Genomic DNA, 25,383 nt, shown 5'->3' with positions numbered 1-25,383 from the left:
CCGGGTATGACATTCGTGACTCTTTACAGGATCAGTCAGGCTGACTGACCCCTATCAGTGCCGATTGCGGAACCCTGATCTACGCTAACAGTCGCATCCCTCGAACCATTCGCGCGCAAGCAAGGAGCACGCATGCCGTTGAGGCGCCTATTGTCGGTCGCTTGCCTGGGTTATTTGTCGCTATTGGTGGGTTGCAAAGAAGAAATTGCCCCGCCGGAATTGCCCAGAGTAGGTGTACAGCAAGTCCAGACCACAGATTTTGCCGCCAACGTGACCCTTACCGGTGACGTGCAGGCGCGTGTGCAGACCGACCTGTCTTTCAGGGTCGGCGGCAAGATCATCTCGCGCAGCGTCGACGTCGGTGATCACGTCAAGGCCAATCAGGTGCTGGCGCGGCTCGATCCCAAGGACCTGCAGAACAACGTCGACTCGGCCAAGGCCGAGGTATTTGCTGCGCAGGCGCGGGTAACCCAGACCAGCGCGGCCTTCGTTCGCCAGCAGAAACTGCTGCCCAAGGGCTACACCAGCCGCAGCGAATATGATTCTGCCGAGGCGGCGCTGCGCGGCAATCAAAGTGCTTTGAAGGCCGCTCAGGCGCAGTTGGCCAATGCCAGGGAGCAACTGAGCTACACCGCGCTGGTTGCCGACGCCGATGGCGTCATCACCTCGCGCCAGGCCGAGGTTGGCCAGGTGGTGCAGGCGACCATGCCGATCTTTGGCCTGGCCGTGGACGGTGATCGCGATGCGGTCTTCAACGTCTACGAATCGCTGCTGATGGCGCCGCCCAGCGACGCGCCAGTGATCGTGAAGCTGCTCGACAACCCGCAGGTGCAGGCGCAGGGCCAGGTGCGCGAAGTGACCCCGACGGTGTCCGCCGACAGCGGCACGGTGCAGATCAAGGTCGCCCTGCAGAGTGTGCCCGCCGGCATGCAACTCGGCTCGCCCGTCACCGCCAGCGGCCGCACCCAGGGCCGGCCGAGCATCGAACTGCCGTGGTCGGCCTTGACCAAGGCGCTCAAGGAGCCGGCAGTGTGGGTGGTCGGTGAGGGCGACAAGGTTGAACTGCGCCCAGTCCAGGTCGGCCGCTATCTCACCGGCAGAGTGGTGATTGCCGATGGCGTCAAAGGCGGCGAGACCGTGGTGGTCAGCGGCGGGCAGCTGTTGCACCCCGGTATGCAGGTCGAGAAAGTCAACGCCAAGGACGGAGGCGCCGCGCCATGAAAGCAGTGCTGCTGATACTCTGCTCGGCTGCGCTGCTGGGCGGCTGTGGCAAGGACGAGGAGGCTGCCGAACCGGTCCGCCCGGTGCTGTCGACCGTGGTCCAGCCGCAGGTTCAGGCGCAGTTGGGGCGCTTCGCCGGGACGATCCAGGCTCGCTATGAAAGCACCCTGGGCTTTCGCGTGTCAGGACGGATCGCCCGGCGCTGGCTCGATGTCGGCGCCCAGGTCAAACCGGGCGATATCCTCGCCACCCTCGACCCGACCGATCAACAGAACCAGCTGCGCGCCGCCGAGGGCGACCTGGCGCGGGTCCAGGCGCAGTGGATCAATGCCCAGGCCAATGCCCGTCGCCAGCAGCAGCTGTACGACCGCGGCGTTGGCGCCCAGGCGCAACTGGACATCGCCCAGACCGACTTGAAAACCACCGGTGCCTCGCTCGAACAAGCGCGCGCCGCAGTCAGCCAGGCCCGCGACCAGCTCGACTACAGCACCCTGCGCAGCGACAACGCCGCGGTGGTCACCGCCTGGCGTGCCGAGGCCGGGCAAACCGTCAGCGCTGGCCAGGAAGTGGTCACGCTGGCCCGCCCCGACGTCAAAGAGGCGGTCATCGACCTGCCAATCGGCCTGGCCGAACAATTGAGCAAAGACCTGACTTTCACTGTTGCCGCGCAGCTCGACCCTGCGGTCAATACCACCGCGACCCTGCGCGAGCTGGAGCCGCAAGCCGACGCCACCACCCGCACCCGGCGTGCGCGGTTGACCCTGGCCAGTACCCCCGCAGCGTTCCACCTGGGCACGGCGATCAGCGTCAACCTGTCCTCGGCGGTCACCCCGCGTAGCGAGTTGCCGCTGAGCGCCTTGCTCGAACGCGACGGCAAGACCCAGGTGTGGGTCCTCGACACTCAACAAAAGACCGTGGCCCTGCGCGACGTGACCCTGATCGACCGCACCGCCAGCAGCATCGTCGTGGCCTCCGGCGTGCAGCCGGGCGAGCGCGTGGTGACTGCCGGCGTGAACAGCTTGAAGCCCGGCCAGCCGGTCAGCTTTGACGAGGATGCGCAATGAAAGGAAGCTTCAACCTGTCCGAATGGGCGCTCAAGCATCAGTCCTTTGTCTGGTACCTGATGTTCGTCAGTGTGCTGATGGGGGTGTTCTCCTACTTCAACCTGGGCCGTGAAGAAGACCCGTCGTTCACCATCAAGACCATGGTCATCCAGACCCGCTGGCCCGGCGCGACCCAGGACGAGACGCTCAATCAGGTCACTGACCGCATCGAGAAAAAGCTCGAAGAGCTGGACTCGCTCGATTACGTCAAAAGCTATACCCGCCCCGGTGAGTCGACGGTCTATGTGTATCTGCGCGATACCACCAAGGCGCCGGATATTCCGGCCATCTGGTACCAGGTGCGCAAGAAGATCGACGACATTCGCGGCCAGTTCCCCAAAGGTATTCAGGGCCCGGCGTTCAACGATGAATTCGGCGACGTTTACGGCACCATCTATGCCTTCACCGCCGATGGCCTGAGCCAGCGGCAACTGCGCGATTACGTCGAGCAGGCCCGCGCCGAAGCCCGCGAAGTGCCTAACATCGGCAAGATCGAGCTGTTTGGCGTGCAGGACGAAGTGCTCTACCTGAACTTCTCGACGCGCAAACTGGCGGCGCTGGGGATCGACCAGCGCCAGGTCATGCAGGCTCTGCAAGCACAGAACGCAGTTACCCCAGCGGGGGTGATCGAGGCCGGCCCTGAGCGGATTTCGGTGCGCACCAGCGGCCAGTTCAGCTCCGAGAAAGACCTCGAGGGCGTCAACCTGCGGATCAATGATCGCTTCTTCCGCCTGGCCGACATCGCCAATATCCAGCGCGGCTATACCGACCCGCCTGCACCGATGTTCCGTTACAACGGCCAGCCGGCGATTGGCCTGGCCATTGGCATGAAAGCCGGCGGCAACATCCAGGCGTTCGGCGCCGAGATGAAAGCCAAGATGGACCAGATCATCACCAACCTGCCGGTCGGGGTTGGTGTGCACACCGTGTCGGATCAGGCCGTGGTAGTGAAGAAGGCAGTTGGCGGCTTCACCAGTGCCTTGTTCGAGGCGGTACTGATCGTGTTGGCGGTAAGCTTCGTCAGCCTCGGCGTGCGCGCCGGGCTGGTGGTGGCGTGCTCGATCCCGTTGGTGCTGGCGATGGTGTTCCTGTTCATGGAATACAGCGGCATCACCATGCAGCGGATCTCGCTGGGTGCCCTGATCATCGCCCTCGGCCTGCTGGTGGATGACGCGATGATCACCGTCGAGGTGATGGTCACGCGCCTGGAAATGGGCGAAACCAAGGAGCAGGCGGCCACCTTTGCCTATACCTCGACGGCCTTCCCGATGCTGACCGGCACCCTGGTCACGGTGGCCGGCTTTGTGCCCATCGGGCTCAACGCCAGCTCTGCCGGCGAGTACACCTTCACCCTGTTCGCGGTGATCGCAGTGGCGTTGATCGTGTCGTGGGTGGTGGCGGTGTTCTTCGCCCCGGTACTCGGCGTGCATATACTCAAGGCCAACAAGGTCAAGGAGCACGAAGCCAAGACCGGCCGTGTCGGTCGTGCCTTCGAGCATGGTTTGCTGTGGTGCATGCGCAACCGCTGGTGGACGATCATCGGCACGGTGCTGATCTTCGTTCTGGCGCTGTTTTCGATGCGCTTTGTGCAGAACCAGTTCTTCCCGTCCTCGGACCGCCCGGAAATCCTGGTCGACCTCAACCTGCCGCAAAACGCCTCGATCGAGGAGACCCGGAAGGTGGTCGATCGGCTTGAAGCGAAGATCAAGGACGACCCCGATCTGGTGCACTGGAGCAGTTACATCGGCCAGGGCGCGATCCGTTTCTACCTGCCGCTCGATCAGCAGCTGCAGAACCCGTACTACGCCCAGCTGGTGATCGTCAGCAAAGGCCTGGAGGAGCGTGCCGGGCTGATGGACCGGCTGCGCAAGCTGCTGCGCGAAGACTTCGTCGGCATTGGCAGCAATGTGCAGTCGCTGGAGATGGGCCCGCCGGTGGGCAGGCCAATCCAGTACCGGATCAGCGGCAAGGACATCGACCTGGTGCGCAAGCACGCGATCGACCTGGCGACCATGCTCGACAGCAATCAGCACATAGGCGAGATGATCTTCGACTGGAACGAGCCGGGCAAAGTCCTACGGGTCGAGATCGCTCAGGACAAGGCGCGTCAGTTGGGCTTGTCGTCCGAAGACGTCGCCAATGTGATGAACAGCATTGTCAGCGGCGTGCCGATCACCCAGGTCAACGACAGCATCTACCTGGTCGACGTGATCGCCCGCGCCGAAGACAGCGAGCGCGGCTCGCCCGATACCTTGCAGAACCTGCAGATACTGACTCCCAACGGCACCTCGATCCCGCTGCTGTCGATTGCCACGGTGCGCTACGAGCTGGAGCAGCCGCTGGTGTGGCGCCGCGATCGCAAGCCGACCATCACCATCAAGGCCTCGGTCAACGGTGATATCCAGCCGACCGACCTGGTCAAACAGCTCAAACCGGATATCGAAGAGTTCGCCAGCAAGTTGCCGCCGGGCTACGAAGTGGCCACCGGCGGTACGGTCGAGGAGAGCGGCAAGGCGCAGGGGCCAATTGGCCAGGTTATTCCGTTGATGCTGTTCCTCATGGCGACTTTCCTCATGATCCAGCTGCACAGCGTGCAGAAGCTGTTCCTGGTGGTCAGCGTGGCGCCTTTGGGCTTGATCGGGGTGGTGCTGGCGCTGGTGCCGACGGGTACGCCAATGGGCTTTGTGGCGATCCTCGGAATCCTGGCGCTGATCGGCATCATCATCCGCAACTCGGTGATCCTGGTCACCCAGATCGACGAATTCGAGGCGCAGGGCCTGTCGCCCTGGGCTGCGGTGCTTGAGGCGACCAACCATCGCCGCCGGCCGATCCTGCTCACCGCAGCGGCGGCCAGCCTGGGCATGATCCCGATTGCCCGCGAGGTGTTCTGGGGGCCGATGGCCTACGCCATGATTGGCGGCATCATCAGTGCAACGCTGCTGACGCTGTTGTTCCTGCCGGCGCTGTATGTGGCCTGGTACAAGATTCGCGAGCCAGAACAGTCCTCCAGCTAATACCGCGCGCCGTTCAGAAAAGGCCATTGCCCAGCGCAATGGCCTTTCTGCTTTTGGTTATATAAACATTCTTAAATAGTATTTTTAAGAATATCCGCGCCTCACTATTATCAGCTTCAAGCCAGGCGCAAATCCCCTTCAAACCCCTGCCCGGCACTTCACTCACAGGAGAACGAGCATGAGTGCATCCCTGCGTAGCATCGACGGTCAGGACGAAGCGACCATTTTGCGTGAGATCCAGGCCGCCCTGCGCGACCTGCGCTTCGGCGCGGTGGAGATCACCGTGCATAACGCTCAGGTCGTGCAGATCGAGCGCAAGGAGAAGTTCCGCCTGCAGCAGCCCGGCAACAAGACCGGCTGATCGCGCACTACTTACCAATTAGAAAAAAAGCCAATTCGGGAGCTTCACCATGTCCATCCGCCGTTATGCGCTCGCCGCTCTGGCCAGTGCCGTGTTTGCCGGTTCCGCCATCGCCAAGGACTACGAACTGCTCAACGTGTCCTATGACCCAACCCGTGAGCTGTATCAGCAGTACAACGCCGAGTTCATCAAGCACTGGCAGCAGGCGCACCCGGATGACAAGGTCAAGATTCAGCAATCCCATGGTGGCTCGGGCAAGCAAGGCCGTGCAGTGATCGACGGCCTGCGCGCCGACGTGGTGACCCTGGCCCTGGCCGGCGACATCGACGAAATCGCCAAGCTCGGCAAGACTCTGCCAGAGAACTGGCAGACCCGCCTGCCGGACGCCAGCACACCGTACACCTCGACCATCGTCTTCCTGGTGCGCAAAGGCAACCCGAAAGGCATCAAGGACTGGGGCGACCTGGTCAAGAACGACGTGTCGGTGATCACTCCCAACCCGAAAACCTCCGGCGGCGCTCGCTGGAACTTCCTCGCCGCCTGGGCCTATGGCCTGAAAGCCGGCGGCAGCGAAGCCAAGGCCCAGGAATACGTGCAGCAGCTGTTCAAGCACGTGCCTGTGCTGGACACCGGTGCCCGCGGCTCGACCATCACCTTCGTCAACAACGGTCAGGGCGATGTGCTGCTGGCGTGGGAAAACGAAGCGTTCCTGGCCTTGAAGGAAGATGGCGGCGGCGACAAGTTCGAAATCGTCGTGCCTTCGCTGTCGATCCTCGCCGAGCCGCCAGTGGCAGTGGTCGACAAGAACGCGCAGAAGAAAGGCAACGAGCAGATCGCCGAGGAATACCTCAAGTACCTGTACAGCCCGGCCGGGCAGAAAATTGCCGCCGAGAACTTCTACCGCCCGCGTGACCAGAAAGTGGCTGCCGAATATGGCAAGCAATTCCCCAAACTTGACCTGGTGACCATCGACAAGGACTTCGGCGGCTGGAAAACTGCACAGCCGAAATTCTTCAACGATGGCGGTGTGTTCGATCAGATCTACCAGGCGCAGTAACTCGGCAGTACAGTGCCGCACTGGAGCTTCAGTAGCCTGCATGGGCCCGGGACTTGTCCCGGGCTTGATGCGTTAAACCAGGGACCTTTATGTCACGTCGTATATCCCCCGTCATACCCGGCTTCGGGCTGACTCTGGGCTACACCTTGGTGTACCTCAGCCTGATCGTGCTGATACCGCTGGCGGCCATGTTCGTGCATGCCTCGCAGCTGACCTGGGAGCAGTTCTGGAACATCATCAGCGCCCCGCGAGTGATTGCCGCGCTGAAACTGAGTTTCGGCACTGCCCTGTTCGCCGCCATCATCAACGGCATCATCGGCACCCTGCTGGCCTGGGTGCTGGTGCGCTACACCTTCCCCGGGCGCAAGATCATCGACGCGATGATCGACCTGCCGTTCGCCTTGCCCACGGCAGTCGCCGGCATCGCCCTGACCGCGCTGTATGCGCCGTCCGGCTGGGTCGGGCAGTTCGCCACCGACCTCGGTTTCAAGATCGCCTACACGCCGCTGGGTATCACCCTGGCGCTGACCTTCGTCACCCTGCCATTTGTGGTGCGGACGGTGCAGCCGGTGCTGGCGGACATCCCCCGAGAAGTCGAAGAAGCGGCTGCCTGCCTGGGCGCGAAACCGTTGCAGGTATTCCGCCATATCCTCATGCCGGCGCTGCTGCCGGCCTGGTTGACCGGCTTCGCGCTGGCCTTTGCTCGCGGTGTTGGCGAGTACGGCTCGGTGATCTTCATTGCCGGCAACATGCCGATGAAGACCGAAATCTTGCCGTTGCTGATCATGGTCAAGCTCGACCAGTACGACTACACCGGCGCTACTGCCATCGGCGTCTTGATGCTGGTGGTTTCCTTCATTCTGCTGCTGCTGATCAACTTGCTTCAGCGGCGCATCGAAACCCCTTGAAGGAGGACCGCCCATGTCTGCTTCAACTCTAGGCGCAACGGCCGCCGCCAACGCCGCCCGCCGCGGCAGCGCCACCTCACGGCGGGTGCTGATCATTTCGGCCTGGCTGGTGTTTGCGCTGTTTCTGCTGTTGCCGCTGGTGATCGTGGTTTCCCAAGCGCTGAAGAACGGCTTCGGTACGTTCTTCGAGGCGATCTTCGAGCCCGATGCACTGTCGGCGCTCAGGCTGACTTTGCTCGCGGTGGCCATTTCGGTGCCGCTGAACCTGCTGTTCGGGGTCAGTGCGGCGTGGTGCGTGAGCAAGTACAACTTTGCCGGCAAGAGCATCCTGGTGACCTTGATCGACCTGCCGTTCTCGGTGTCGCCGGTAATCGCCGGTCTGGTCTATGTGCTGATGTTCGGCGCGCAGGGCTTCTTCGGGCCGTGGCTGCAGGATCACGACATCCAGATCGTGTTCGCCTTGCCGGGCATCGTCCTGGCGACCATCTTCGTTACCGTGCCATTCGTGGCCCGTGAGCTGATCCCGCTGATGCAAGAGCAGGGCACTCAAGAGGAAGAGGCCGCGCGCCTGCTTGGCGCCAATGGCTGGCAGATGTTCTGGCACGTGACCCTGCCCAACATCAAATGGGGCCTGATCTACGGCGTGGTGCTGTGTACTGCGCGAGCGATGGGCGAGTTTGGTGCGGTGTCGGTGGTCTCCGGGCATATCCGCGGGGTTACCAACACCTTGCCGCTGCACGTCGAAATCCTCTACAACGAATACAACCACGTCGCGGCGTTCAGCGTGGCGAGCTTGCTGCTGATCCTGGCGCTCTTCATCCTGCTGCTCAAGCAGTGGAGCGAGAACCGTATTAACCGTCTGCGCCAAAGCGCAGCGGAGGAATAATTCATGTCGATCGAAGTTCGTAACGTCAGCAAGCGCTTCAACAGCTTCCAGGCTCTGGACAACATCAACCTGGATATCAACAGCGGCGAGCTGGTGGCTCTGCTCGGCCCGTCGGGCTGCGGCAAGACCACCCTGCTGCGGATCATCGCCGGCCTCGAGACGCCGGACGATGGCAGCATCGTCTTCCATGGCGAAGATGTCTCCGGGCATGACGTGCGTGATCGCAACGTCGGCTTCGTGTTCCAGCATTACGCGCTGTTCCGCCACATGAGCGTGTTCGACAACGTCGCTTTCGGCCTGCGCATGAAGCCCAAGGGCGAGCGGCCGAGCGAAAGCCGCATCGCCGAGAAGGTCCATGAGCTGTTGAACATGGTCCAGCTCGACTGGCTGGCCGACCGTTACCCCGAGCAGCTGTCCGGCGGCCAGCGTCAGCGTATCGCTCTGGCTCGCGCCCTGGCGGTCGAGCCCAAGGTACTGCTGCTCGACGAGCCGTTCGGTGCGCTGGATGCCAAGGTGCGTAAAGAGCTGCGCCGCTGGCTGGCGCGGCTGCACGAAGACATCAACCTGACCTCGGTATTCGTTACCCACGACCAGGAAGAAGCGATGGAAGTCGCCGACCGCATCGTGGTGATGAACAAGGGCGTGATCGAGCAGATCGGCTCGCCGGGTGAGGTCTATGAAAAGCCAGCCAACGACTTCGTCTATCACTTCCTTGGTGATTCCAACCGCATGAGCCTGAGTGAAGGCAACCATGTGCTGTTCCGCCCACACGAGGTGTCGTTGTCGCGGCATGAAACCGAAGGCCACCATGCGGCCGAGGTGCGTGATATTCGGCCGTTGGGCGCGACCACGCGGGTGACCTTGAAGGTGGAAGGGCAGAGCGAGCTGATCGAAGCCGAGGTGGTCAAGGACCATGACAGCCTGACCGGGCTGGCGCGGGGCGAGACGTTGTTCTTCCGGCCCAAGGTTTGGCAGAAGGTGGCTGATATCTGATCCATTCTGGAGCCGCTTTGCGGCCCAATCGCGACACCAGGCCGCTCCTACCGGGACCGCGCAGTCCCTGACACGGCGCGGCCTCTGTAGGAGCGGCCTGGTGTCGCGATTGGGCTGCAAAGCAGCCCCATCCCTCGCAAGACCAATGCCTTCCAGGAATATTTCAAATGCCGCCCAGGCATCAAAATCCCCGCCCTCACGGCCAGCCCACGAACCACGCGGGCTGCGGCCTTCCCCCTAATACCAATATTCAATAAAGTTCTAACTTTACGTTTAAACATTACTTTCAGAGATAAGCGTCTGGCATCGATGATTCAGCCATGAATCGAGACCCCAGGAGTTTGATCAATGGGTAATGTCCATACGGCCGTTAGGGCCTACGACCAGCCATGGCGCCCGGCCCCGGGCGACCTGGTCGAGCTTGGACGCACGCTTCGCCTGCCGCTCGGCCAGCTGCGCCTGCAACGCACGCCGGTCAGCGGCCTCAAGCGCCGCGACAAATGGGCCTTGGCCCTGCTGGTAGTGGCGTTGCATGGCGCGGCGGCGTACTGGATCAGCCAGAGCCCGACCCCGCCGTTACCGGTCGTGCCACCACAGATCCCACCCATGACCATCGAGTTTGCCGCACCGGCCCCGCCCGTGGTCGAACCGCCACCGCCTGCACCAGCGCCTCCGGTAGTCGAGCCGCCACCGCCGCCGGTAGTCGATGAGCTGGCGGCCAAACCTGCGCCCAAGCCTGTGCCTAAACCGAAATCCAAGCCGGTGCCAAAGCCTGTCGCCAAGCCCGTGCCGAAACCGGTGGAAACTCCGCCGCCGCCAGTTGCAGCACCTGCGCCAACGCCAGCGCCGGTCACGCCGCCGTCGGCCAACGCTGCCTACCTGAAGAACCCGGCGCCGGAATACCCGCAGATGGCCCAGCGCCGCGGCTGGGAAGGCACCGTGCTGCTGCGGGTCGAGGTCATGGCCAGCGGCAAGCCCGGCCAGATCCAGATTCAGAAAAGCAGTGGCCGCCCGGCCCTCGACGACGCCGCACTGGCGGCCGTCAAGCGCTGGAGCTTTGTCCCGGCCAAGCAGGGCGATGTCGCCCAGTCCGGCTGGGTGAGTGTGCCGATCGACTTCAAGCTGCGCTGATTACACCCCTGAACATGCACCTGAACCGTATACCGACCGAACATAGGAAGACTTCATCATGAGCCTGCTGGCATCCGCATCTCCCCTCGAGTCCGTTGAAGTAGCCGTGATCTGGCTGCTGGTTGTGTTCTCTGTCGCCACCTGGGGCCTGGCGTTGATCAAGGCCGTACAGTTCGTGCGCCTGAAGAACCAGGACAAACGCTTTCACAAGCAGTTCTGGGCTGCCTCCAGCCTCGACTCGGCGGCCGAGCTCAGCCACGAACTGCCAGGCCCGGCGGCCCGCGTGGCGCAGTCCGGGTACGCCGCCATCGCCGTGGGTGAGCCTGGCCATGCCAGCGACCTTAGCCAGTCGATCAACCATCAGGACCGCCTCGAGCGTGCCCTGCGCCAGCAGATCGTACGTGAACGGCGCTCGCTGGAAACCGGCCTTGCTGTAGTCGCCAGTATCGGCAGCACCTCGCCCTTCATCGGCCTGTTCGGCACCGTCTGGGGCATCATGGAAGCGCTCAAGGGCATCAGTGCGGCAGGTTCGGCCAGCCTCGAAACCGTGGCCGGGCCGATCGGTGCGGCACTGGTTGCAACCGGCGTTGGTATTGCCGTCGCGGTGCCGGCGGTGCTGGTCTACAACTACTTCCTGCGCCGGCTCAAGCTGACCGCTGCCGACCTCGATGACTTTGCCCATGACTTCTACAGCCTGGCCCAGAAGAGCGCCTTCCGCGTGCTGGTCCACCCGACCGCACACAAGCCTCAGGCCGGCTTCACCCAGCCCGTGAAAGAGGCGTCCTGATATGGCCTTTTCAACCCAGGACAACGACGAAGTCCTCAGTGAAATCAACGTCACGCCACTGGTCGACGTCATGCTGGTGCTGCTGGTGGTGTTCATCGTCACCGCACCGCTGCTGACCAACGCCATACCGATCAACCTGCCCAAGACCGAAGCCGTGGCCCCGGTCGAGCAGAAAGACCCGCTGGTGGTCAGCATCGATGGTGGCGGCAAGCTGTTCATCAACAAGGACGAGATCCAGCCAGACCTGCTCGAAAGCAACCTCAAGGCGGCCAAGCTCAAGGACGCCGAGGTGCGAGTGCAACTGCAGGCCGACGATGGCGTCAATTACGGCGAAGTAGCCCGCGCCATGGCGGCCATCGAACGCGCCGGGATCACCAAGCTGGCGGTGATAACCGCACGCTAGAGCCCGTCGTAACCTCTTCAGGCAAGTGCTTCAGGGCCATACCTCTTGGCAGGGGGATGGCCCTTTTTTTATTCGCGAAACGTAAATTGGTTATAAATACATAGCTTCTTATTCCTTTACGGATATATCCCGCTCCCTATACTGGTCAACAAGCACGCAAACTTCCTGGAGGCGTCCCCATGCGCAATGAGTCAATTCGTTACCTGATTGTGCCGGGCTGGCAAGGATCGCCAGACAATCATTGGCAAAGCCACTGGCAGCGCAGCCTGCCCAACAGCGCTCGGGTCGAGCAGGCCGACTGGCTGACGCCGCAGCGGCGCGATTGGGTGCAGGCGCTGGAGCAGGCGATTGCCGCCGACAGTACGCCGGTAGTCCTGATTGCCCACAGCCTGGGCTGCATCACCGTTGCCCATTGGGCCGCTGCGGCCAGCCCGGCCTTGCTCGCACGGGTACGTGGCGCCTTGCTGGTGGCACCGGCGGATGTCGAACGGCCAACCTGCGCGCCGGCGCTGCGCAACTTCGCGCCGATCCCGCTGCAGGCGTTGCCGTTTGCCAGCCAGGTAGTGAGCTCGGACAACGACCCAGCGGTGAGCGTGCCGCGGGCGCTGTATCTGGCCCAGGAATGGGCGGCCGAGGCGGGCCTGTTGGCCAATGCCGGGCATATCAACGTCAAGTCCGGGCATGAGCGCTGGGAGCAGGGCTTTGCCTACCTGTACCGCCTGCAAAGCCGGATCGAGCAGCGCACGCTACGGCGCGCCTGACCCGGCAGTTATCCACAGAATGCCTGAGACGCCCGGCTGCTGATGGCCCGGCGGGAGTTTGTCATGACCTTGCACGCCCCTTTCGGCCAGCCGCTGCTGACCTTCCCCGAGCTGGATAAAAGCCCGCTGAGCATTCGCGCCAAGGCGCTGGTGTTTGTCGACCCGCGCTCGCAGCAGCTGCGCCGAGACCTGGAGCGTCTGGCAGTGCAGCCGCTGCCGGTGCTGATCCGTGGCGAAACCGGCACCGGCAAGGAGCTGCTGGCGCGGCAGATCCATCGCGCCAGCGACCGCGCCGGCCTGTTCGTTTCGGTCAACTGCGCCGCCATCAGCCATACCTACGCCAATGCCGAGCTGTTCGGCTACAGCGCCGGCAGCCACGGCGGCACCGCCAGCAGCCGGGCCGGTTGGTTTGGTTCGGCCAATGGCGGCACGCTGTACCTGGATGAGATTGCCGACCTGCCGTTGGCGATTCAGGCCAAGTTGCTCGCCGCGCTGGAAAACCGTGAAGTAACCCGGGTCGGTGCGCAGCAGCCGCAGCCGGTCGACGTGCGCCTGGTTGCCGCTTCGAGCATTGACCTGGCCCTGGCCGTGGCGGCAGGGCGCTTCAACGAGCGGCTCTACCTGTACCTGCACGAGGGCGAGCTGGAACTGCCGGCACTGCGTGAGCGGGTAGGCGATATCCTGCCGTTGGCCGAGTACTTCGTCGGCATCTACAGCGCCCGGCTGGAGCGGCCGGTGCCACTGATCAGCGACCTGGCCCAGCAAGCGCTGGAGGCGCATACCTGGCCGGGCAATACCCGAGAGCTGGAAAACGTCATCCATTTCGCCCTGCTGGTGAGCGATGGCGACGAGATCCTCGCCGAGCAACTCGACCTGCCCGACAGCGCACCGCTGGCCAGCCTGGCGGCGCGACTGAGCCAGCTCGGTCATAGCCGGGAGCCGCACACCAGCGCAGCCCTGCGCCAGTTGCTCGAGTCAGCATTGGCGGCACTCGAATAGTCGATCATGTGGCTAATAAGCGAAGTCGATGATGGCCAATTCTTTTTGATATAAGCAGCTAATCAAAAGATATTGTTCCGGAATATAAAATCCCGGTATCGTCCGCTTCACGCCCAGCGCAGCTTGCGCCGGGCCCCCTATATTGCCGTCGCCGATGGCTCAGCTTACTTAAGGATCACCATGAAGAAATCCCTGCTGACTGCGGCCCTGGCTGCTGCCCTGGCGCTGACTGGCGTTGCCCATGCGGCCGAGAAACTGGTAGTCGCTGCCACCCCGGTGCCGCATGCCGAGATCCTCGAACTGATCAAGCCGACCCTGGCCAAGGAAGGTGTCGATCTGGAGATCAAGGTCTTCACCGACTACGTGCAACCGAACGTGCAGGTCGATCAGAAGCGCCTGGATGCCAACTACTTCCAGACCCTGCCGTACCTGAAGAGCTTCAACGAAGGTAAAGGCACCAACCTGGTCACCGTGATCGGTGTCCACGTTGAACCCTTCGGCGGCTACTCGAAGAAGATCAAGAACCTCAGCGAGCTGAAAGACGGCGCTACCGTTGCCATCCCCAACGAGGGCAGCAACAGCGGCCGCGCCCTGATCCTGCTGCAGAAGGCTGGCCTGATCACCCTGAAAGACCCGAAAAACGCCCTGGCCACGCCGAAAGACATCGCCGAGAACCCTAAGAACCTCAAGTTCAAGGAACTCGAATCGGCCATGCTGGCGCGCGTGCTGGACCAGGTTGACCTGGACATGATCAACACCAACTACGCCCTAGAAGCAGGTCTGAACCCGGCCAAGGACGCCTTGATCATCGAAGGTAGCGACTCGCCGTACGTCAACTTCCTGGTGGCTCGCCCGGACAACAAGGACAGCGATGCCATGCAGAAACTGGCCAAAGCGCTGACCAGCCCGGAAGTGAAAGCGTTCATCGCCAAGAAATACAGCGGTGCGGTACTGCCAGCGTTCTGATTTGCACGCTGACTGCCCTGAAAAAAACGCCGACGCATTTGCGTCGGCGTTTTTGTTTCTGCGAAAGGCTATTCGGCGGGCAGCAGGCGCAAGGTACTGCGCGCAGGGATCACGCCCAGCTGCGCCCGCTGATAACGGCCTTCGATGTAGTCCTCGGCCTGATCGCGATAATGCCGGTCGAACGGCACGCCGCTCTGGCCGAGCGGGTTGATGCTCAATGCCTGGGCGGGGTCGGCGAAGTCGATGATTCGCCGGGTCGACGGCCCATAGTTCACCGGCCATGGCGCGGGGCCGATCTTGGCCGAGAGGTTGTTCGGCGCCTCGTGGGTGCCCGGCGCGGCAAACGGGCCGACGTTGAACAGCAGGTTGAGCGGCTTCTGCACGCCCAGCGGATGGTTATGGGTCAGGGTATGCGCCTTGCCCCATTGCCAGTTGGCCGGGTCGGCGCCAAAGGTTTCGCCAAGGTGGGCCAGCGTCTTGTGCCAGGCCTCGCGCACCACCGCACTGCGCCCTGCAGGTTGACTGGTCCCGCGCTGGCTCCACCAGGGTGATTCCGGATCAGCTGCAAGTCGGGGAAGGGCGGCATCGATGGCGCGGGTGTTGAGCAGCATCGTGAACCAGGTATCGCCCAGCTCATCATGCAGTGCGGCATGGGCCAACTCGTACAGAAACTGGTTGAACAGGGTCGCGCTGGTCGAATCCAGCGGGTAGTCACCGCGCCAGGCTGCCAATTGCTCGACCAGCTCCTGCTCCTGCACGCCCTCGGCAGCTTCGCGCAGGGTCGCCAGCAATGGCGCGAGCAGGCGTGGGCCGTAGTCGCTGGCGGTGTCCAGTTGCAGCGCCTGGCTGTTGTCTGTGTCCCACTTGATCTGCGGGTTGGCCAGTTGCCGGTCAAGCTGGCGGCCGCGGTCGGCAAGGTTGTAGTAACCCGGCACCGGGATCGTGGCCGGTGGCTGAAAGTTGGCCGAGACGATGTAACCGCTGGCTGGATTTTCCTGCTGCGGGTTGAGGCTGAAGGGGTAGAAGCCAAGCTTGTCTGCCTGGCTGCTGCTGCCGTCGAGGATGAACGCCGGGTTGACCCCCTCCGGGCGGATTGGCAACTGCGCCGCGGCCCACCAGCCGATGTCGCCAGCGGCATTGGCCCACACCAGGTTCAGCCCGGGCGACTGAATCTTCACCGCCGCCAGGCGCATCTTGTTCAGGCTGTCGGCGCGGTTGAGCTGGTAGAAGCCCTCAAGAATCGGGTTTTCGGTTTGCAGAAACGCCCACCACATGGCAATCGGCGTGGGGCCCGCCGTTTCGCCGAGCACGCTGTTGACGATCGGCCCGTGGGACGAGCTGCGCAGGGTGATCTCGACCGGCGCTGCGTCCTTGACCGCGATCTGCTGCTGGCTGCGCTGCAGGGTTTGCCACTGGCCGTCGATCATCACCTGTTCAGGATTGGCCGGGTTGCTGCGCTCGGCAATCAGGTCGACGTCGTCGTTCTGGAACATGGTCAGGCTCCAGCCGAAATCGCGGTTGTGGCCGAGCAGTGCAAACGGGTTGAGTGCCTGGAAGTAGCCATACAACTCAAAACCCGGCGCCGCCAGCTCGGCCTCATACCACACCGCCGGCACGGCAAAGCCGATATGTGGGTCGCCGGCCAGCAGCGGGCGGCCGCTACGGGTGCGACTGGCTGAAACTGCCCAGGCATTGCTGCCCTCGAACTGCGGCAGACCGGCGGCGGCCAGAGCATCCTGGCTGGCGCTGGCCAGTTGCTCGAGGCTGCGCCAGTCGGCGGCTGCCAGGCGCGGGGCGAGGGCGCCTTCTGGCTGCCATTCCAGGTCGAAGATGTTCAGGTAATCGGCGCCAAGCTGATCGCGGATATAGGTCAGCGCCGGTTCAGTGCGAAACGCGGCGGCGAAGCTGTAGGCCAGATACCCGGCGATGCTCAGGGTGTCTTCGGCGCTGAAGGGGCGTGGGGTGATACCGAGCAGGTCGAACTCGACCGGCTTGGGGTGGCTGGCCTGCCATTGGTTGACCCCATCCAGATAGGCCTGCAAACCTTGCCAGGCGGGGCCTTGGCGATCCTGACGCTGGACCATGCGGGCGGCCTGCTCGCGGATGCGCAGGCTGCGGAACAGGGTATCGGTGGCGACCAGCTTGCTGCCGAGCACTTCGGCCAGCTCGCCACGGGCCAGGCGGCGCATGATCTCCATTTGGAACAGCCGGTCCTGGGCGTGCACATAGCCCAGCGCGCGGTACAGGTCGGCTTCGCTCTGCGCCTGGATGTGCGGCACGCCGCGCTCGTCGTAGCGCACGTTGACCGGCGCTTGCAGGCCGCGCAGGCTCAGTTCGCCGTGGCGTTGGGGCTGCTTGCTGTGGACATACCAGTAACCGCCGGCAGCGGCCACGGCAATCACCACGACCAGCACGGACAAGCTGCGTTTCATCAGAACTCCTTGTGCATATCAACGCAAACGGTTGTCAGATCATTGACCGAATCGCGCCACCAGCATAGCCCCCAAAGGAGTCTGCATGTCCCTCAGCGAAAAACAGAAGATGCTCAGCGGCCAGCTCTATCACGCAGGCTGCCCCGAGTTGCAGGCTGAGCAACGCAGCAACAAGCAGTGGATGGACCGCTACAACGGCAGCGACGAGCAGCTCAAGCTCAGCCGCCATACATTGCTGGCCGAGCATCTTGCCGCAGTCGGCGAGGGCGTGATCATCCGCCCGCCGTTCTACTGCGACTATGGCTACAACATCAGTATCGGCGCCAACACCTTCATCAACTTCAGCTGCGTGATCCTCGACGTGCTGCCGGTACACATTGGCCACGACTGCCAGATCGCGCCGTCGGTGCAGATCTACACCGCCGATCATCCGCTCGACCCGGACGTGCGCCGCACCGGCCTGGAAAGCGGGCGCCCGGTGCACATCGGCAACAACGTCTGGATCGGTGGCGGTGCGATCATTCTGCCGGGGGTCACCATCGGTGATGACGCGGTGATTGGTGCTGGTAGCGTGGTTACCCGCGATGTCGCCGCCGGTGCGGTTGTGGTGGGCAATCCGGCCCGCGAGCGTCAGTCAGCCCAAGGGCAGTAACAGCCGACCGCGAGGGTGTTGGAGGCGCTGACATTGCGGTTCTCGAGCAAGGCCTTGAGGATCGGCTCGATGAAGCTGTTGCTTGAGTTGCACACCGCGCCTTCGCTGTACGGGCCGAAGTAGGCCAGTCGGCCCTGGCGGTCCCAGATCGCCACCGCAGGGCTGGCGGGCAGGCTGGCACTGCCGGGCAGCTCGCGCAGGACCTTGAGCGCGGCCAGGTTGGCCGGCAGCGCGCCATGGCTGGCGGGCTTTTGCAGCAGATAGAAACTCACTCCCTGCGGCGTGAACTGTTCGACCAGTTCGCTCAGATGTTGCTGGTTGCCGACGTTGCACGGGCAGGCCGGGTCCCAGAAATGCACCACACGGATCGCCCCGGGGCCGGCAAGCTCGGCGGGCAGGCGCAACTGGCTACCATCGAACAGCGTGGCCTGATTGGCGAACGGGCGCAGATAACGTGACTGGAAACTGTCGTAAGCCCACCAGAGCACGGCGGCGCAGAGCAGGGTGATGGCCAAGGTCGACAGCTTTTTCATGGGGGGCCGCAGCTGCGGTACTCGCTTTTTGCAATGAGTTGGAGGGGCGCCCAGCTTGCCATGCGCCGCGCTTGAGCTGAATATCCCAGATCAATACTTGTTCGCGGATTTTGCCGATGCCTGCTCCTTTCAACGTCGACCTGCGCAGCGGCCTCGCGCCATTGTCGAGCCGCCAGCCGTTATCTGCCCAGGCGCTTGCGTACCAGCGCTTCTATGGCCTGGATCTGCCTGTGCAGCGTTTGCTCGGCAGCTTCGAGGCGGGCGGTTTCGAGCTGGTCGGCCAGGCCTGGCTGCCGCCGCAGCCGGTGGCGACGCTGTTCGTGCTGCACGGCTACTATGACCATATGGGGCTGTACCGGCATGTCATCGAGTGGGCACTGAGCAAGGGCTTGGCGGTGGTCAGCTGTGATTTGCCCGGGCATGGTCTGTCCAGTGGCGAGCGGGCCAGCATCAGTGACTTCGGGCTTTATCAGCAGACACTGGTGGCGCTGTTCGGCCAGGCCCGCGAGCTGGAGCTGCCACGCCCGTGGCATCTATGCGGGCAGAGCACCGGTGGCGCGATCGCGGTCGATCACGTGCTGCATGCCGGCGAACACAGCCCGGTCGATGGCGAGCTGATCCTGCTGGCACCGCTGGTGCGGCCGCGGGCGTGGCACTGGTCCAAGCTCAGCTATCGGTTGCTGCGCCACTTCGTCAACGGCATCCAGCGCCAGTTCAGCGAAAACAGCAACGACCCGGCGTTTCTGCCGTTTCTGCAGGCCGACCCGCTGCAACCACGGCGCTTGCCGACTGCCTGGGTAGGTGCGCTGATGAGCTGGGTCAAGCGGATCGAGGCGGCGCCGCCGAGCACGCGCAGACCGTTGATCGTGCAGGGCGAGGCGGATGGCACGGTCGACTGGCGTTACAACCTCAAGGTGCTCAAGGCCAAGTTCGCTGATCCGCAGATCCTGCTGCTGCCAGAGGCGCGCCATCATCTGGCCAATGAACTGCCGGCAACCCGTCAGCGCTACCTCGATTTCATCAGCCAGCGGCTGGGCTGATTACTTGAGCTGATTGCCGTTCTGGCCGACCGCAAGCCCCGCACGCACTGCCGCCAGTGCCGCCTGGTAGTACGCCTGGCCGTCGGCGGACTCGGCGAAGTTGGCGAACTCTTCCAGTTCGGCATCGCTGAGCTCGCGGTAGACGTAGAGCAAGGTGTTGTTGAGGTCTTCGCCGATCTGGTTCATCAGGCGCTGGCGCTGGCCGTCGAGCAACCCTTGCGCCTGACCTCCACCAAACAGCCCTGGGATCATCGAGCTGAGGCTGTCGGCAGCCACGCCGGCGATCGCCAGGCTGACTTCGGCGCCGGCTTCGCGCGCGGGCAGGGCCTGGGCCAGGTGGCCCATGATCAGTTGCCGGGTGTCGCTGACCTGCAGCTTGGGCAGGCCTTTGGCGTTCTTGGCCAACTGGTCCTTGCGTGTGGCGAGCAACTCGGCGGCCACCACTTTGCGCCCCAACGGCGAATTGAAGAACGCCAAGGCTGGCGCCGGGTTGGCCAGCTTGCTGCGTAGCTGCGCCTGTGCGCGCTGGTCCATGGCCTGGGCCTGGAAGCGTTGGTTGCTGTTGCTCACCAGCGCCTGGTAAACCGCAGGCGGCAGGCTGTTGCGGTAGCGCTGTTGGGCAGCACTCACGGCATCATTGAAATGGGCGCGCTGGTCGGGCCAGCCGGCGGCCTTGTACAGCTGATCGAGGCTGTCTGCCCAGACAGGCATGGTGCAGATCATCAGCAACAGCAGGGAAAACAAACGGCGCATTCAGGACTCCTGTCGGCAGTGCGCTATTGTCCGTGGCGCAGTGGGAGTTTGTCGAGACGCAATGACGCCGGTCAGCCAAGTGGCGCTGGAGGGGGCCTGGGCGAATGGCTATGATGCGCCATGCACATTACTTCCGATGTTTCCAAGCTGTCCGCGATTGTCGATGACCTGGCCAGCCAGGGCTGGTCGCAGCAGGCCGACTTTTTGCCGGCCGAGCTGGTCAGCGCGCTGGCCGCTGAATGCCGGCGGCGCGCCGGCGACGGCCAGCTCAACCCTGCCGGGGTTGGCCGTGGCGGCACGCTAGAGGTTCGCGAGGCGATCCGTGGCGATCACATCCGCTGGCTGGAGCCTGGCGAGTCGAGCGCTTGCGACCGTTACCTGGACACCATGGACGCGCTGCGTCAGGCAATCAATCAGGGCTTGTTCATCGGCCTTGAAGATTACGAATGCCATTTCGCCCTGTATCCGCCGGGGGCGTTCTATCGGCGCCATCTGGACCGCTTTCGCGATGACGACCGCCGCGCCGTGTCGGCTGTGATCTATCTCAATCAGGACTGGCAGCCCGGCGACGGCGGCGAGTTGCGCATGTTCCTCGATGACCAGCGCGTGCATGACGTAGCGCCGACAGCGGGCACACTGGTGGTGTTTCTGTCCGGCGACGTGCCCCACGAAGTGCTGGCGGCCGGGCGTGAGCGCTTGTCGTTGACGGGTTGGTTCCGTAGGCGTGGCAATGAGCCGTTCTGAATTGTCGCCGGTTTTGGTCAGCGCGTGTCTGCTGGGCCAGCCGGTGCGCTACGACGGGCGTGCCAGTGGCCATCCGGACGTGCTGCAAGGCTGGCAGGCCGAGGGTCGTGTGGTAGCGCTGTGCCCGGAGGTAGCTGGCGGCTTGCCGACCCCGCGGCCACCTGCAGAAATCCCCGGCGGGCAGGGCGCGCAGGTGCTCGACGGGCAGGCGCAGGTGATTACGGTGTCGGGCGAGGACGTCAGTGCGGCGTTTCTGGCGGGTGCGCAGATCGCCCTGGCGCTGGTGCGTCGGCACGGCATCCGGGTCGCCGTACTCAAGTCCGGCAGCCCCTCCTGCGGTAACCAACTGACCTACGACGGCAGCTTCAGCGGGGTCAAAGTGGCGGGGCAGGGCGTGACTACTGCGCTGCTGCGCCGCGAAGGCGTGCTGGTGTTCAGCGAGCTGCAGTTGGCCGAGGCGCAGCAGGCCCTGGCAGCCCTCGACCACTGAGATGTCATCAGCAGGTTACTGGCCGGCGGTAGGTCTCTCACCCTTGAGCCATTTCTTTTCAAGGTCCGCCAGCCTGCCGTCATCCTTGATCCGCTGCAGGGCGTTGTTCACTGCGCTCTCGAAGGCCGGGTTGTCTTTCTGGAACGGGATTACCAGCTTGTCACTGCCAAACGGCTGGCTGACATCCAGTGCCGCGTCGACCTTCTGCGCAGCGCGCAGCTGGCTCAGGGCAACATCGCTCTTGCCGCTCTCGACCTCGGGCAATATCTGTTCTGCGGGGGTTTCGATGAACTCGGCACGCAGGTCCAGCTCCTTGGCCAGGGCCTGGCCCAGCTCGACATCGAAGCCCGCCAGATGTTCGTCCTGCTTGAAGGCATAAGGCGGTGTATCGGCTTGCACGGCAATGCGCAGTTCGCCCCGGTCGTTGATTTCGTCTATCAGCTCGGCCTGGGCCAACGGACTGATCAGTACTGTCAGCAGTACGCCAATGGTCAAACGCATGAGTATCCCTTCTTGTTCAGCAGGTAAATTTCATTCGCCGCTGCTTTATTTGTGGTGGCGGTCGAACGCTGGCTATGACCGTGGGTCTCTCCTAATGTTTAAACCGCTGATAAATTATTTGTGACAGCGGGCCCAGACACCTCGGGCCACATTTGGACTATGTTGATGCTCCGCTGCCGATCGTTACCTGGCGGCGGTCAATGAAGTGAATCACAGGAGAAGTGAATGAACAGCCTATTTTCGCGTGCTGCCGTTGCCGGTCTGCTCATGGGGGCGTCGGTACTGGCCAGTGCAGCGGATGCCCTGCAAAGCCAGGAGCCGCCGAAGGATGCCAAGGTCTTCATTGTTTCCCCGGCGGATGGTGCCACGGTCGACAAGACCTTTACCGTCAAATTTGCCATCGAAGGCATGGCGCTGAAACCCGCTGGCGACCAGACTCCGCATAGCGGCCACCACCACTTGCTGGTAGATGTCGACAAGCAGCCACTGAGCGATACACCGCTGCCGACCAGCCTTATGCCGGAAAACAACGCGCCGCTGCCGGCTGGGCCGCAGGTGCTGCATTTCGGCAAGGCGCAGACTGAAGCGACCATCACCCTGACACCAGGCAAGCACACCCTGCAGTTGGTGCTGGGCGACAAGTATCATGTGCCGTTCAAGCCTAGCGTTGAGTCGCAGAAAATTACCGTTACCGTTAAGTGAAGTAAATGGGGCCGCGTTGCGGCCCTTCGCGGGTAAACCCGCTCCCACAAGGTTTGCTGTGGGAGCGGGGTTACCCGCGAAGGGCCGCAACGCGGCCCCAATATCTTCAGCCTGCAATCAAGCTCAGAACAGTACGCGCGAGCGGATAGTGCCCTTCACGTGCTGCAGTTTTTCCTGAGCCAGATCCGAATACTCGGCATCGACGTCGATCACCACGTAGCCAACCTTCTCGTCGGTCTGCAGGAACTGACCGGAGATGTTGATCCCGTTTTCGGCGAAGACCTTGTTGATCTCGCTGAGCACGCCCGGGATGTTTTCGTGGATGTGCAGCAGGCGGTGCTTGCCTGGGTGGGCCGGCAGGGCCACTTCCGGGAAGTTGACCGACGACACCGAAGTACCGTTGTCGCTGTACTTGACCAGCTTCTCGGCGACTTCCAGGCCAATGTTGGCCTGCGCTTCGGCAGTCGAGCCACCGATGTGCGGGGTGAGGATGACGTTGTCCAGGCCACGCAGCGGGCTTTCGAACTCGTCATCGTTGGAGCGCGGCTCCACCGGGAATACGTCGATGGCGGCGCCGATCAGGTGCTTGTCCTTGATCGCGTTGGCCAGGCTTTCCAGCTCGACCACAGTACCGCGGGCGGCGTTGATCAGGATCGAGCCCTTTTTCATCGCGCGGATTTCTTTCTCGCCGATCATCCACTGGGTCGATGGCAGCTCAGGGACGTGCAGGGAGACGATGTCAGCCAGACCCAGCAGTTCGTTGAGGCTAGCCACCTGCGTGGCGTTGCCCAGCGGCAGCTTGGTCAGCGGGTCGTAGAAGTACACCTGCATGCCGACGCTTTCGGCCAATACCGACAGCTGGGTGCCGATCGAGCCGTAGCCGACGATGCCGAGCTTCTTGCCGCGAATCTCGAACGAGTTGGCCGCGCTCTTGATCCAGCCGCCGCGGTGGCAGGCAGCGTTTTTCTCGGGGATGCCGCGCAGCAGCAGGATCGCTTCGGCCAGGACCAGCTCGGCCACCGAACGGGTGTTCGAGTAAGGCGCGTTGAACACGGCAATGCCGCGCTCGCGAGCAGCGCCGAGGTCGACCTGGTTGGTGCCGATGCAGAAACAACCTACCGCCACCAGCTTCTTCGCGCAGTCGAAGATTTCTTCGGTCAGTTGGGTCCGCGAGCGGATACCAATGAAGTGCGCGTCGGCGATCTTTTCCTTGAGCTCGGCTTCGGGTATTGAACCGGTCAGATACTCGATGTTGGTGTAGCCGGCAGCCTTGAGGGTATCGACCGCGTTCTGATGCACACCTTCAAGAAGAAGGAACCGGATCTTGCTCTTGTCGAGAGAAGTCTTGCTCATCTGCGTAAACCTGTATCCCGGAGAAATAATGGCGAGGAGGTGAAGCGGCGCGGCGTCGGCCTTAGCACGAACAGCGGGAGGGCTATGCTAGCATACGCGACACAATCTGAGCTCCCACCGACAGGTGAAGAGTGCTCAGGGTGACTATGAATAAGTCGAGAGTTCCGGCGATGACCCATCCTGCGGTAATGGAAGAGCTGCTGACCCTGGTCGACCCTGGCAAGGTGCTTACCGACCCTGCTTCGCTGGAGGCATACGGCAAGGACTGGACCAAGCATTACCCGCCTGCGCCAAGCGCGATTGTGCTGCCCAAGACCATCGAACAAGTGCAGGCCATCGTCGCCTGGGCCAATCGCCATCAAGTTGCGCTGGTCCCCTCCGGTGGCCGCACTGGCCTGTCCGCCGGGGCCGTCGCTGCCAACGGTGAAGTAGTAGTGGCCTTCGACGCCATGAACCAGGTGCTCGCCTTCAATGAGTTCGACCGCACCGTGGTCTGCCAGCCTGGCGTGATCACTCGTCAGTTGCAGCAGTTGGCCGAAGAACACGGTCTTTATTATCCGGTCGACTTTGCTTCGTCAGGCTCCAGCCAGATTGGCGGCAACATCGGCACCAATGCCGGCGGGATCAAGGTGATCCGCTATGGCATGACCCGCAACTGGGTGGCCGGCATCAAGGTCGTCACTGGCAAGGGCGAGCTGCTCGAGCTGAACAAGGACCTGATCAAGAACGCCACCGGCTATGACCTGCGCCAGCTGTTCATCGGTGCCGAGGGCACCCTGGGGTTTGTCGTCGAGGCGACCATGCGCCTTGACCGGGCGCCACGCAACCTCACGGCGATGGTTCTTGGCACCGCTGATTTCGACTCGATCATGCCGGTGCTGCACGCGTTTCAGGGCCGGCTGGACTTGACCGCCTTCGAATTCTTCTCCGACAAGGCCCTGGCCAAGGTCATGGGCCGCGGCGATGTCCCGCCGCCGTTCGCTACCGCCTGCCCGTTCTATGCACTGCTGGAATTCGAAGCCAGCAACGAGGACGTGGCCAATGACGCCCTGGCTACCTTCGAGCACTGCGTCGAGCAGGGCTGGGTGCTGGATGGGGTGATGAGCCAGAGCGAGACCCAGCTGAAAAACCTGTGGAAGCTGCGCGAGTACATCTCCGAAACCATCTCGCACTGGACGCCGTACAAGAACGACATCTCGGTCACCGTTTCCAAGGTGCCGGCCTTCCTGCGTGAGATCGATGCCGTGGTCGCCGAGCATTACCCGGACTATGAAGTGGTCTGGTATGGCCATATCGGCGACGGCAATTTGCACCTGAACATCCTCAAGCCCGCTGACATGAGCAAGGACGATTTCTTCGCCTCCTGCGCCAGGGTCAACAAGTGGGTGTTCGAGATCGTCCAGCGCTACAACGGCTCGATCTCGGCCGAGCATGGCGTCGGCATGACCAAACGTGACTACCTCGGTTACAGTCGCTCAGCGCAAGAAATCGCCTGCATGAAGGCAATCAAGGCCGTTTTCGACCCTAACGGCATCATGAATCCGGGTAAGATCTTCGCTCCTGAATAAAAGCAGCCAGCACAAGGAATCGGCC

General features: G+C 62.9%; 25 protein-coding genes. 20 read left to right on the top strand and 5 right to left on the bottom strand.

All coding sequences use genetic code 11. From position 1 onward, the window contains the following. The first annotated feature begins 132 nt into the window (after positions 1-132). The 14 genes from M2396_RS10940 (at position 133) to M2396_RS10875 (ending at position 14,590) form a co-directional block, all read left to right on the top strand. The gene (locus tag M2396_RS10940) at positions 133-1,221 is read left to right on the top strand and encodes an efflux RND transporter periplasmic adaptor subunit (protein ID WP_101315323.1); all 1,089 of its coding nucleotides are present in this window, start codon (positions 133-135) and stop codon (positions 1,219-1,221) included. Beyond that, positions 1,218-2,285: an efflux RND transporter periplasmic adaptor subunit gene (locus M2396_RS10935; protein WP_101315325.1), complete on the top strand. Its 1,068-nt coding sequence runs from the start codon at positions 1,218-1,220 to the stop codon at positions 2,283-2,285. The genes M2396_RS10940 and M2396_RS10935 overlap by 4 nt, the downstream gene beginning before the upstream one ends. Further along, entirely contained in the window at positions 2,282-5,338 is a 3,057-nt protein-coding gene (locus M2396_RS10930; protein WP_259074717.1) for an efflux RND transporter permease subunit, read from the top strand. The genes M2396_RS10935 and M2396_RS10930 overlap by 4 nt, the downstream gene beginning before the upstream one ends. 178 nt (positions 5,339-5,516) lie before the next feature. After that, complete coding sequence (gene oscA, locus M2396_RS10925) at positions 5,517-5,699, top strand: sulfur starvation response protein OscA (protein WP_101315329.1); 183 nt, start codon at positions 5,517-5,519, stop codon at positions 5,697-5,699. A gap of 49 nt (positions 5,700-5,748) precedes the next feature. Further along, positions 5,749-6,756 (top strand): sulfate ABC transporter substrate-binding protein, encoded by a 1,008-nt coding sequence (locus M2396_RS10920; RefSeq protein WP_101315331.1) that lies wholly within the window; start codon positions 5,749-5,751, stop codon positions 6,754-6,756. Between the two features lie 89 nt (positions 6,757-6,845). Next, the gene (gene cysT, locus M2396_RS10915; protein WP_101315333.1) at positions 6,846-7,664 is read left to right on the top strand and encodes a sulfate ABC transporter permease subunit CysT; all 819 of its coding nucleotides are present in this window, start codon (positions 6,846-6,848) and stop codon (positions 7,662-7,664) included. A gap of 13 nt (positions 7,665-7,677) precedes the next feature. Continuing rightward, positions 7,678-8,550, top strand: a complete 873-nt coding sequence (gene cysW, locus M2396_RS10910; RefSeq protein ID WP_101315335.1) for a sulfate ABC transporter permease subunit CysW — start codon at positions 7,678-7,680, stop codon at positions 8,548-8,550. A gap of 3 nt (positions 8,551-8,553) precedes the next feature. Next, the gene (locus M2396_RS10905) at positions 8,554-9,543 is read left to right on the top strand and encodes a sulfate/molybdate ABC transporter ATP-binding protein (protein WP_101315337.1); all 990 of its coding nucleotides are present in this window, start codon (positions 8,554-8,556) and stop codon (positions 9,541-9,543) included. Between the two features lie 348 nt (positions 9,544-9,891). Continuing rightward, positions 9,892-10,674, top strand: a complete 783-nt coding sequence (locus M2396_RS10900) for an energy transducer TonB (RefSeq protein WP_259074712.1) — start codon at positions 9,892-9,894, stop codon at positions 10,672-10,674. A 58-nt stretch (positions 10,675-10,732) separates the two neighbouring features. Then, the gene (locus tag M2396_RS10895) at positions 10,733-11,461 is read left to right on the top strand and encodes a MotA/TolQ/ExbB proton channel family protein (RefSeq protein WP_101315341.1); all 729 of its coding nucleotides are present in this window, start codon (positions 10,733-10,735) and stop codon (positions 11,459-11,461) included. Between the two features lies 1 nt (position 11,462). After that, positions 11,463-11,864, top strand: a complete 402-nt coding sequence (locus M2396_RS10890) for a biopolymer transporter ExbD (protein WP_101315343.1) — start codon at positions 11,463-11,465, stop codon at positions 11,862-11,864. A 179-nt stretch (positions 11,865-12,043) separates the two neighbouring features. Then, positions 12,044-12,625, top strand: coding sequence for an alpha/beta hydrolase (locus M2396_RS10885; protein WP_259074709.1), 582 nt, complete (start codon positions 12,044-12,046; stop codon positions 12,623-12,625). Positions 12,626-12,688: 63 nt separating this feature from the next. Then, positions 12,689-13,624 (top strand): sigma 54-interacting transcriptional regulator, encoded by a 936-nt coding sequence (locus M2396_RS10880; RefSeq protein ID WP_259074707.1) that lies wholly within the window; start codon positions 12,689-12,691, stop codon positions 13,622-13,624. Between the two features lie 180 nt (positions 13,625-13,804). Next, positions 13,805-14,590 (top strand): MetQ/NlpA family ABC transporter substrate-binding protein, encoded by a 786-nt coding sequence (locus tag M2396_RS10875; RefSeq protein ID WP_101315350.1) that lies wholly within the window; start codon positions 13,805-13,807, stop codon positions 14,588-14,590. A gap of 68 nt (positions 14,591-14,658) precedes the next feature. On the opposite strand, the gene M2396_RS10870 is transcribed toward M2396_RS10875, so the two are convergent. Further along, positions 14,659-17,022: a penicillin acylase family protein gene (locus tag M2396_RS10870; RefSeq protein WP_259074705.1), complete on the bottom strand. Its 2,364-nt coding sequence runs from the start codon at positions 17,020-17,022 to the stop codon at positions 14,659-14,661. 85 nt (positions 17,023-17,107) lie between these two features. On the opposite strand from M2396_RS10870, the gene M2396_RS10865 reads away from it, so the two are divergent. After that, positions 17,108-17,674 (top strand): sugar O-acetyltransferase, encoded by a 567-nt coding sequence (locus M2396_RS10865; protein ID WP_150573040.1) that lies wholly within the window; start codon positions 17,108-17,110, stop codon positions 17,672-17,674. Here M2396_RS10865 and M2396_RS10860 read toward each other — a convergent pair. Further along, positions 17,653-18,207 carry a DUF6436 domain-containing protein gene (locus M2396_RS10860; RefSeq protein ID WP_259074703.1) on the bottom strand — a complete coding sequence of 185 codons (555 nt, stop codon included), beginning with the start codon at positions 18,205-18,207 and terminating at the stop codon, positions 17,653-17,655. The two genes, M2396_RS10865 and M2396_RS10860, sit on opposite strands and share 22 nt — an antisense overlap. A 116-nt stretch (positions 18,208-18,323) precedes the next feature. Here M2396_RS10860 and M2396_RS10855 point away from each other — a divergent pair, with 116 nt between their 5' ends. Then, a complete protein-coding gene (locus tag M2396_RS10855; protein WP_150570408.1) occupies positions 18,324-19,247 on the top strand; it encodes an alpha/beta hydrolase in 924 nt (307 codons plus the stop codon). On the opposite strand, the gene M2396_RS10850 is transcribed toward M2396_RS10855, so the two are convergent. Then, positions 19,248-20,000: a DUF2059 domain-containing protein gene (locus tag M2396_RS10850; RefSeq protein ID WP_101315360.1), complete on the bottom strand. Its 753-nt coding sequence runs from the start codon at positions 19,998-20,000 to the stop codon at positions 19,248-19,250. It abuts the gene before it with no gap. A gap of 120 nt (positions 20,001-20,120) precedes the next feature. On the opposite strand from M2396_RS10850, the gene M2396_RS10845 reads away from it, so the two are divergent. Both M2396_RS10845 and M2396_RS10840 read left to right on the top strand, forming a co-directional pair. Continuing rightward, complete coding sequence (locus M2396_RS10845; RefSeq protein ID WP_101315362.1) at positions 20,121-20,744, top strand: 2OG-Fe(II) oxygenase; 624 nt, start codon at positions 20,121-20,123, stop codon at positions 20,742-20,744. Further along, positions 20,731-21,234: a DUF523 domain-containing protein gene (locus tag M2396_RS10840; RefSeq protein ID WP_150573037.1), complete on the top strand. Its 504-nt coding sequence runs from the start codon at positions 20,731-20,733 to the stop codon at positions 21,232-21,234. Before M2396_RS10845 ends, M2396_RS10840 begins: the two co-directional genes overlap by 14 nt. Positions 21,235-21,249: 15 nt before the next feature. On the opposite strand, the gene M2396_RS10835 is transcribed toward M2396_RS10840, so the two are convergent. Next, entirely contained in the window at positions 21,250-21,735 is a 486-nt protein-coding gene (locus tag M2396_RS10835) for an ABC transporter substrate-binding protein (protein WP_101315367.1), read from the bottom strand. A 225-nt stretch (positions 21,736-21,960) separates the two neighbouring features. Here M2396_RS10835 and M2396_RS10830 point away from each other — a divergent pair, with 225 nt between their 5' ends. Beyond that, positions 21,961-22,437, top strand: coding sequence for a DUF4399 domain-containing protein (locus M2396_RS10830; protein ID WP_101315369.1), 477 nt, complete (start codon positions 21,961-21,963; stop codon positions 22,435-22,437). Between the two features lie 123 nt (positions 22,438-22,560). Here the strand turns inward: M2396_RS10830 and serA are convergent, their stop codons facing one another. Then, the gene (serA, locus tag M2396_RS10825; protein WP_101315371.1) at positions 22,561-23,790 is read right to left on the bottom strand and encodes a phosphoglycerate dehydrogenase; all 1,230 of its coding nucleotides are present in this window, start codon (positions 23,788-23,790) and stop codon (positions 22,561-22,563) included. Positions 23,791-23,960: 170 nt separating this feature from the next. Here serA and M2396_RS10820 point away from each other — a divergent pair, with 170 nt between their 5' ends. Then, entirely contained in the window at positions 23,961-25,358 is a 1,398-nt protein-coding gene (locus tag M2396_RS10820; RefSeq protein ID WP_101315373.1) for an FAD-binding oxidoreductase, read from the top strand. Positions 25,359-25,383 lie beyond the last annotated feature (25 nt).

The organism is Pseudomonas sp. BIGb0278, assembly GCF_024809895.1.
Classification (GTDB): domain Bacteria; phylum Pseudomonadota; class Gammaproteobacteria; order Pseudomonadales; family Pseudomonadaceae; genus Aquipseudomonas; species Aquipseudomonas shirazensis.
The sequence above is the reverse complement of the archived record's forward strand: the minus strand, read 5'-3'. Positions and strand labels throughout refer to the sequence as shown.